Source organism: Mesorhizobium sp. M7A.F.Ca.CA.001.10.2.1 (assembly GCF_003998575.1).
Taxonomy (GTDB): domain Bacteria; phylum Pseudomonadota; class Alphaproteobacteria; order Rhizobiales; family Rhizobiaceae; genus Mesorhizobium.
The window spans coordinates 1-6,803 of the sequence record NZ_RZQY01000306.1 but is presented as its reverse complement, the minus strand read 5'-3'; the positions used below and the strand labels follow the sequence as shown (position 1 = coordinate 6,803).

Below are 6,803 nucleotides of genomic sequence, written 5' to 3'. Positions count from 1 at the left end.
ATGCTGCAGCGCGTGTCGTCGCGCCGGATCAGGACGGCGCGGCTGTTCTGGTCGGCGGGCGCATGAACGCCAACTGCGGGCCGGGTGACGCCGATCCTGTGCCCCGTCTCCTCGTCGACCGCCCAGTAGACATGGCCAAGCATCTTGCCGAGAGCCTCGCCGCCGGCAATCCCGGTCAGCTTTTCGGCGACCGGGTTCATGAAGGTGATACCGTTTGCGGCGTCGGTGCAGATGACGGCATCGCCGATCGATTGCAGCGTCACCCTCAACCGCTCCTTTTCGTCGGCAAGCATTGCCGCTGACACAGTAAGGCGCTCTTCGGCCTCCTTGCGGCGGGTGATGTCGGTCAGGCTGCCGATGGCCCTGATCAGCCGTCCATTCTCGTCGCGTTCGATGGCCTTGCCGCGGTCGAGTATCCACATCCAGTGGCCATCCTTGTGGCGCATCCTGAACTCGGCCTCAAAGAACGGTGTCTTGCCCTCGAGATGAGCGCGATCCGCTTCGGCGACAGTCTCGCGATCGTCGGGATGAATCATCGTCAGCCAGCGATCGGTGTCGCCATCGAGCTCGCCATCCGCATAGCCCAGCATCTTGACCCAGGTCGAGGAATAGGTCGTGCCCCCCTTGCGCATGTCGAGGTCCCAGACGCCTTGGCCGGCACCAGCCAGAGCAAAATTCCAACGCGTCTCCGCCTCGGCAATGCGCGCCTCGGCCTGCTTGCGCGCGTCGATGTTCTCGATTTGCGAAACGAGATAGAGCGGGCGGCCGCTGGTCTCATCGCGAATGACCGAACCGGCAAGATGAGCCCAGACGGGCGTTCCGTCCTTCCTGAGATAACGCTTCTCGAAGTGGAAGGAATTGACCGTGCCCGCCTTCAGATCGTCCATCGTCTCCCGCCCGATCAGCAGATCGTCGGGATGCGTGATCTGGAAGAAAGTCAGCGCCTCGATCTCTTCGCTTGTGTAGCCAAGCATGGCGGCGAAGGCCGGATTGGTTTGGCGGATGCGACCGTCGAGACCGACAACCACGATGCCGATCGCCGAATCCTCCATGGCGCGGCGGAAGCGCAGCTCGCTCTCGGCGATCTGCTGGCGATCCCTGCTGATCCTGCGGATAGACAGGGCGGCGAGGAACAGCGCGCCCGCCGCCACCGCCACCGCGATCTGCAGGCAGAGCCTCAACGCTTCGGTGCCGAAATCCAGGCTCGACAGCAGGATCGAGGTCGCCAGCACGCCCAGGCCGGCGACGAGCAACGCCAGCCCTGCATGCCCAAGAGATTTTCGGCTGGTCAATCCTCGCCACATCACGATACGTGCCACCCCCGTGCGCAAACGCATGTTCTCGCATCAACCTTGGCGGATCGATTTTAAGGAAAGGTTGCGTCCGGCATGCCGGCGTGGTCGCTAACCGGCAAACAATTGCCGGCATGATTAAGGATCGGTGCACGGGTCCGCGATCGTTACGAAACGCTACCAGCGTATGAAAAACCGTCCGCCGAGCGCACCGAGCAATGCGAGCGCTGCGATCGCTGCCGTGTACCAGGTGGCGACGAAAAGCGGCGAGTCGTCGAAGCAGTGCGCGGCATAGAAGGTTGCCGCCAGCCCGCCGGCGAGCAGACCCGCCACCGCACCGGCAAGCACCGGCCGTGTCGGCGCGCCATAGCGCAGCATCCACAGGAAGATGGCAAGCGGGCCAATACCGATCAGCGGGATGAAGCCCATGCAGAGCATCATGTTGGAGCCGACCATCCGTGTACCCCACAGCGCCTCCGGCACCATGAAAAGCTCAAGAAGCACCGCCACGGCGACCAGCACGGGCGCCGCGGCCATCCAGGCCATTGCCCGGCCCGTCGAGGCGCCCGGCGTCGACAAGGCGCGGATCAGGGCGAAGGCGCTGACGGCCAGCACGATGGTGAAGACGAATTTGGAGAGGAAGCGCATCGTGTGAGCGGCCGCCATGAAGTCCGGGCGCGGGCCGATGGTCAGCAGGAATACGACGGCCGCGATCACCGCCCCCGCACCGGCGGCCAGCCACCAGGCCGATAGCAGCGGGATTGCCTTGCTGCTTGCGTCGGCGTCCAGCGCCTTGATGAGATCATCCGTCCTCATGTCATTCCCGCCCGAACCGCCCCTGCCCGAATCGCTTGGCTATCGCAGCAAGTCCGCGATGCAGCGACACACGCACCGCCGTCTCGCTGATGCCGAACTTCGCCGCCGTCTCACCGATGGACCGCCCTTCCACCGACACGGCCGAGACCACGGAGCGCTGTGCCGGCGACAGGCTGTCCAATGCCCGGTTGATATCTCGCTCGCTGACGGTCTCGGTTTCCGGCTCGGCGAACGTCTCGGCGATATCGTCAACATCGATCTCGATGCGCCGTCCTCGCCGCCGGAACGCATCGATCACCTTGAAGCGGGCGATCGCGTAGATCCACGGCAACACCGGCGCATCCTGACGCCAGGTATGTCGTTTTACATGAATAGCCAGCAAGGTTTCCTGCACGACATCCTCGGGATCGACCCCGCCCTGCACGATCTTGCGCCTGGCAAAACCGCGAACCAGCGCGGCAATCCGGTGCAGAAAGTCGGCGTAAGCCCTTTCATCTCCCGCGATCGCGGCCCGCATCAGCCGGGAAAGTTCGGCCTCGTCCTTGCCGCTCACAAGAGTTCACTCCCCCGAATTTCGCGTCTCGGCGCTGATTTGTTACGTGGCCGGCGAAATAATGTCCAAGCCAAACTATCGGCAAATCACGAAAGATTGCGGCACACCGCGCGCCGATCGCCAGAGCGATATTGCCCCGCGCTCTTGTTCGAGAACTCAAGGCTTGGCGCCGAACATGGCGTCCCGGAAAGACCTGAAGCCCTTTCGAACGGTCAGCTTCATCCGTCTGCGACGGTACTTGTTTCTCAGGCGGCCCAAGATCTGGAAATGTGTCTCATCGATAACCGGAGTGGATAGGGGATCGTTAGCATATGGCAGTTGTGCCAAGGCATCTGCATGCATGTTGGCGTAAGGCAACGAATCGTATCTGTCGAAGGGTGTGGGCGGGTCGTTCAATACAGTGGGATTGGTGTTGATCTCGAAAACCTGGATACGACCATCGACAATGGTGTAGTCGATCCTGCCATATGAGATCCCCGCCTTCTCGAAAATCGGCATCAGCTCTACCGCATGCGGATTGTCGCGCACAAACTCGGTATGCTCGACCCGATGTTGCCCCGACATACCGCCTCCCTGTACCTTTATGAACCACTCCTTGCTGGCGAAGCAGTGTTGCGCATAACTGCGCTCGCCGATCCGATATGCCGAGTATTTTCGGTAGCTGCCATCGGCACCAGCCTTTGCTCCAAACTCCACCACTATGGGGCGAACAAAATTCATCGTACCCAGGTTCGAGAGCGCCTCGCCGAGTTCCGCCGGCGATTGCAACAGCGGCGGCACTTTATAAGCGGCGCCCGTCTCGTCACGCAGAAAGACAGGGAAACGCATTCCCGCCGGCAGACTTTCGGGTCTGTATACATTGAAATCATTGATGCCGTCCGCGAACAGCATACGCAATAGATCGAAACGCTGAAGGCTTTTTCGGGGATGGTTGAGTTGAAACAGATCAGGCTGCTGCGACTTCATCCGCTGGCTGAGATTGGAGCATGCTTCAATCTCTGCTTCGCTCAGTCGGTCCAAATCCGTCCAAAGAACGGTGCCTCTGGAAATCTCAAGCAGATGCTCCCGTTCGTCATAGGGGACAAAGCGCACAGAACCCTGCAAATCTGTTCGAAAATAGAGTAGCAGGCTTGCCAGGGTATAGGCATGCAAGCGATGGCAAACATAGAAGATCATGAGACAACCCGCCCCTACTCATGCACTCATCAACAGCTGGTATCAGAAAATTATCGATTCGATATCGCAATTACGAGCCGCCTTTCGACGATGAAGATGATCGTATTTCAACAGCTTATGGCAGACGACGTTCCGGGCATGGCCGCGATGGAGGCCGCGGCCTGGGGACGACTCGGTGCCAGCGAAAAAACAATTCACCACCGGCTTTCGCTCGGGCATACAATGATCCTGGCCATGGTTGAGAACCTTGTTGCCGGCGCGATCTGCTTCGTGGAAACCAGCCAAGATCCGCACGATACGGGAAGGTTCCCCAAGACCTTCTCCGCCTACTCTTCGCTTGCCAGGAGCCGACCTGCACGGTCACTCTACGTGTACAATCTTGGTGTGCGACCCGAATTCCGCGGCACCGACATGGCACGCCGCCTGTTGTCGCAAATGTCTGACTATGGACGGCAGGTCGGTGCGCGTTGGTTGGTCGGCGACGGACGTTGCCCGTCCTACGCGGGAGCACAGGACGAGTTGCCCGACAAGGTTCGGCCGGATCCGGAATTTCGTCGGACCATCGACGATTGGCATCGGACCGGTGTCATGCCTTCGGTGGAATCCATAACGAGGGATCCGCTACTGCGGTTCTATAACCGTGTTCTCCGGTGCGAATTTCTACATCTCGCGTCCGATTTTCTACCTGAAGACATGAGTTCCGGCGGATTTCGCGTTATCTTTGCTGTCGATCTTGCCCGATGACAGATCAGGCTGATCTATTTGACCCCATCGCCCATGGCAGCGATGCGTTTCCCGAATTCGCCCGTCGTCGGAGTTCAGGAGGCGCCAGTTGGGGCAAACCTCCTTATCCCGAGGTCGGTGAAGCCTTCTACGTGTTCAGCCATGCGCTTGTTTCCCAGGCCTTGAAACACCCGCTGTTGCTGCAGGCACCGCCGGGCGCCTATCAGGAGGTCAGGCAAAAGATCAGCGCCAATCCGGCCCTGGACCTGTTGACCCGTTCCATGCTGCTGTCCGACCCGCCACGGCACATGCGCCTGCGCCGCCCATTGGCTGGTTCGCTAAGCTTTTCCTCCAGCAACGGGCTATTCGACCGGCTTGCGGCCAAAGCGTCGGAACTTACGCAGGCAGCTGTACAAAAACCGGAGTTCGACGCGGTTCGTGATATAGGCCTGCCGCTATCGTTTTCAGCCCTGGAACAGATCCTTGGTATTGACATGGACGATCCCTGGCGGATTGGCGCCGACGCACAGCTTATGGCCAACGCCCTGGAAATAAGGGCCGGCGGCGTAGACGAAGACGCAAACGATGCCTGCCGCCGGTTGGAGGCATGGGTATCCAGCGTGATAGAACACGGTACTGTGCGCCCAAACGGTATTTCAGCTCAGATGCTTGCCGAAGTCGAGGCTGGCCGCTGGCTGAGAGACGATGCCGTTGCAAACATCGTATTCCTGCTCTTTGCCGGGCAGGCGACAGTCGTCGATACCTTCGGCAATGCGCTGGTCGCGCTTGCACGCTTCCCAGAACAGCTTTCGCTGCTTGAAGATGGGAAAGTCAGTTGGTTTTCAGCAGCCGAAGAGCTGCTCCGTTTTTGCGCTCCAGTTCACTATGCCGGAGCGCGCATCGCCGCGGAAGATATGCAATTTGGTGGCGCAACCATAAAAGCCGGGCAGGCCGTCGTACCCGTGCTGGCGAGCGCCAATCGAGACATTTCTGTTTTTCCGGCGGGCGACCGGTTGGATTTGGGTTCCGGCATTTCGTCGGCCCTTGCCTTTGGCACCGGACTGCATGCCTGTCTGGGTCAACACGTCGCCCGGTTAGAAATAGCTGTACTGCTGGAGGCCTTGTTCACGCAGGCCAAAGGCTGGTGCTTGGACCTTCCCAGGGTCGTCAGGCGGCATTCGGTGCTTTTCCACGGTCTGCAAGCCGCCCCATTCATCCGGCCCGCGGATCAACCATCGGTTTGAATTCGGCACGCCATTCGGGTCCCTTCATCACTTGGAATTGTGAGCCCGATATCAAGCGTTTGTGCTTCAGCGACCGATTGAAGCAGATCACCAATGTTGACTAAGCCTGTCAGGTATCGGTAGGTGAGCCGGTGCCAACCCGAACTTTAGGACAATGTCATGAAATATGCTCTTTCCACCCTCGCCGGCGCCACGGCGCTGGCAATCATGCTGATCGCCAGCCCATCGATGGCCGAGGATGCCGGCATCATTGTCTATAACGCCCAGCACGAAAGCCTGACCAAGGCGTGGGCCGAAGGCTTCACCAAGGAAACGGGCATCAAGGTCACGGTGCGCAATGGCGGCGACAGCGACTTCTCCAATCAGATCGTCGCCGAGGGCACTGCTTCACCCGCAGACGTGTTCCTGACGGAAAACTCACCGGCCATGGCGCTGGTCGAGAGCGCCGGCCTGTTCGCGCCGGTCGATGCCGACACGTTGGCACAGGTTCCGCAGGATTATCAACCGGCCAGCGGCAAATGGGTCGGCGTCGCCGCGCGCAGCACGGTCTTTGCCTATAACAAAACCAAGCTGACCGCCGACCAGCTGCCCAAGTCGATGCTTGACCTCGCCGATCCGAGCTGGAAGGGCCGTTGGGCCGCCTCCCCGTCGGGCGCCGATTTCCAGGCCATCGTCAGCGCCCTGCTCCAGCTCAAGGGCGAAGCCGCTACCGCCGACTGGCTGAAGGCGATGAAAACCAATTTCACCGCCTACAAGGGCAACAGCACGGTGATGAAGGCGGTCAATGCCGGCGAGATCGAAGGCGGCGTCATCTATCACTATTACTACTTCGGCGATCAGGCCAAGACCGGCGAAAACAGCAAGAATGTCGAGCTGCACTATTTCAAGAACCAGGATCCGGGCGCCTTCGTCTCGATCTCCGGCGGCGGCGTGCTGGCCTCCAGCAAGCATCCCAAGGAAGCCCAGGCGTTCCTGAAATGGCTGACCGGCAAGGGCTGT

7 protein-coding genes are annotated in these 6,803 nt (G+C 60.2%); 3 read left to right on the top strand and 4 right to left on the bottom strand.

The window, feature by feature from the left end; translation table 11 throughout:
- The 4 genes from EN964_RS19680 to EN964_RS19665 form a co-directional block, all read right to left on the bottom strand.
- Positions 1-1,337 (bottom strand): PAS domain S-box protein (locus tag EN964_RS19680; RefSeq protein WP_127276649.1); only part of this gene is annotated, 1,337 nt, incomplete at its 3' end.
- A 132-nt stretch (positions 1,338-1,469) separates the two neighbouring features.
- Positions 1,470-2,108: an NrsF family protein gene (locus tag EN964_RS19675; RefSeq protein ID WP_127271201.1), complete on the bottom strand. Its 639-nt coding sequence runs from the start codon at positions 2,106-2,108 to the stop codon at positions 1,470-1,472.
- 1 nt (position 2,109) lies between these two features.
- A complete protein-coding gene (locus EN964_RS19670) occupies positions 2,110-2,661 on the bottom strand; it encodes a sigma-70 family RNA polymerase sigma factor (protein WP_127271203.1) in 552 nt (183 codons plus the stop codon).
- Between the two features lie 156 nt (positions 2,662-2,817).
- Positions 2,818-3,837: a hypothetical protein gene (locus EN964_RS19665; protein ID WP_127271205.1), complete on the bottom strand. Its 1,020-nt coding sequence runs from the start codon at positions 3,835-3,837 to the stop codon at positions 2,818-2,820.
- 90 nt (positions 3,838-3,927) lie between these two features.
- On the opposite strand from EN964_RS19665, the gene EN964_RS19660 reads away from it, so the two are divergent.
- The 3 genes from EN964_RS19660 to EN964_RS19650 all read left to right on the top strand — a co-directional run.
- Positions 3,928-4,581: an N-acetyltransferase gene (locus EN964_RS19660; RefSeq protein ID WP_127271207.1), complete on the top strand. Its 654-nt coding sequence runs from the start codon at positions 3,928-3,930 to the stop codon at positions 4,579-4,581.
- The gene (locus EN964_RS19655) at positions 4,578-5,804 is read left to right on the top strand and encodes a cytochrome P450 (RefSeq protein WP_127271208.1); all 1,227 of its coding nucleotides are present in this window, start codon (positions 4,578-4,580) and stop codon (positions 5,802-5,804) included. Before EN964_RS19660 ends, EN964_RS19655 begins: the two co-directional genes overlap by 4 nt.
- A gap of 159 nt (positions 5,805-5,963) precedes the next feature.
- On the top strand, positions 5,964-6,803 hold an 840-nt coding region (locus tag EN964_RS19650), incomplete at its 3' end, for an iron ABC transporter substrate-binding protein (protein WP_164775886.1).